We start from the raw sequence: 1,817 nt of genomic DNA on the forward strand, positions 1-1,817 counted from the left end.
TTATAGTGCTCCTGAACAAGACCGAGGTCAGCCTTGCACTCAATCGGATCTTTACGCCATTGGCCCAACTTTAATCTTTCTGCTCACCGGGGAAGCGCCTCTAAAGTATTATCAAAGGCGTAGTTCAGGATATCGGTTTGATGTATCAGGCGTTCCCACTGTTACTCCCCAATTAAGGAAAGTGATTGAGCGGGTTTGTCAACCAAGGGCTTGCGATCGCTACCAAACGGCAAAAGAACTTATGCAGGCTTTGGTTGCTTGTATTTAGGAGTCGGCGTCTTAGAATATGAGCAGAAATTTCACGGGCAGAATTTGGCGTAGTAGGCTAGTGATTAGGATAAGGAAAATCAGGGAATAAAGAAAGTATATACTCACCATACCGGCAGCTATTCCTCATCCATGACCAAGCTCCACCGATTGAAGCTTGGACGCCAAACGGAAGCGAAAGAAGTCAGATCAAGTCCGGTTAATTACTTCTGACAATGGTTGATCCCCGTTGATCGCCTTTTTAAAATTGTTAATAGCTAATTGTTAATAGCTAATTTTCAATAGCTAATTAACCACTGACAACTTTCAATTCTCAATTTTCATTCTTACGAACAAAACAAATAGGTGCCCGCTTCCTAGGCCGCGAGGGATTGCTCGCGGCCTAGGGTCGCACCTGATGAGATATATAAGTACTTAACCTCAAATTGGATCAGATCATTCTTCGTCCCAGGCTTCCACAGCTAGTAAGTCACTGATCGGGTCTTGCATGGTAAACCCGAATTCAGTCAGTTCCTGTTTCCAGTAGGACCATTCATCCCCATAGAGCAGGGCAATTTTCCAAAGGCTGTCACTGGGTTTAATAATTTTGGATTCCGCCAGTGAACGCACATGGCGTTGCAACTTCACCATGGGGTGAGTAACTGTTTGAGTCATACTCTAAAATCTCTAAAATTCTGTTGTTAGATTGGCTTTTGCGAATACCTGAACTACAATGCTTCCCCTTTGCGGTAATGCGCCGATCTGTAGAGTTTTGTACGGCAAGGAAGCCCCTCTATACTCTTTTAGCGCAATCGGATGCATTTAAGCAAGTCCGATTTGGGTAAATGTACGGGAATCCCTACTTTAACGCTAACCATGGACACGTAGTCAGGTTATGATAGTACATATATCCTAAGCAAGTTAGAGGAAATAACAGCAGTTTTTCCATGACCCAACCAGCACACCTTGCCCCCTATGGTTCCTGGAAATCCCCTATTACCGCTGACATGATTGTTCAAGGCAGCGTTAGGTTGGGCAGCATAGCCCTTGATCAAAAGGATGTTTACTGGATTGAAGGGCGACCTGCAGAAGCTGGACGCAATGTAATCGTGCGACGCACCCCTGATGGCAAAAGTGTTGATCTGACTCCCGAGCCCTTCAATGCTCGGACTCGGGTTAACGAGTATGGTGGTGCTGCTTTTGCTGTTAAGGATGGCACAATTTACTTCTCTAATTTTGCTGACCAACGTCTGTACCAACAAACCCCAAACTCCAAACCCCAACCCCTAACCCCTATAGCTAACTGGCGCTATGGTGATGGGGTAATTGACCAGCAACGGGGACGTATAATCTGTGTCGGAGAAAACCACACGGTGGATGGGGAACCAGTCAATACCTTGGTTAGCATCAGCCTAGAAAATGGTGAAGATATTCAAGTGCTAGCCTCTGGCTGTGACTTTTACTCCTCGCCGCGCCTAAGTCCCGATTGCTCTAAACTGGCGTGGCTAAGCTGGAATCATCCCAATATGCCCTGGGATGGTACTCAACTATGGGTAGCTCCAATCTTAACA

The 1,817-nt window shown here is 45.9% G+C and carries 1 protein-coding gene and 2 pseudogenes; 2 read left to right on the plus strand and 1 reads right to left on the minus strand.

From position 1 onward, the window contains the following. Nucleotides 1–268: pseudogene (locus F6K49_RS45340) on the plus strand (serine/threonine protein kinase); the annotation flags it as partial. 434 nt (nt 269–702) lie between these two features. Here the strand turns inward: F6K49_RS45340 and F6K49_RS45345 are convergent. Continuing rightward, nucleotides 703–921 (minus strand): DUF4327 family protein, encoded by a 219-nt coding sequence (locus F6K49_RS45345; RefSeq protein WP_008181701.1) that lies wholly within the window; start codon nt 919–921, stop codon nt 703–705. 272 nt (nt 922–1,193) lie between these two features. Here F6K49_RS45345 and F6K49_RS45350 point away from each other — a divergent pair. Beyond that, nucleotides 1,194–1,817 (plus strand): annotated as a pseudogene (locus F6K49_RS45350) (S9 family peptidase); the annotation flags it as partial.

It is taken from the genome of Moorena sp. SIO3I6, assembly GCF_010672095.1.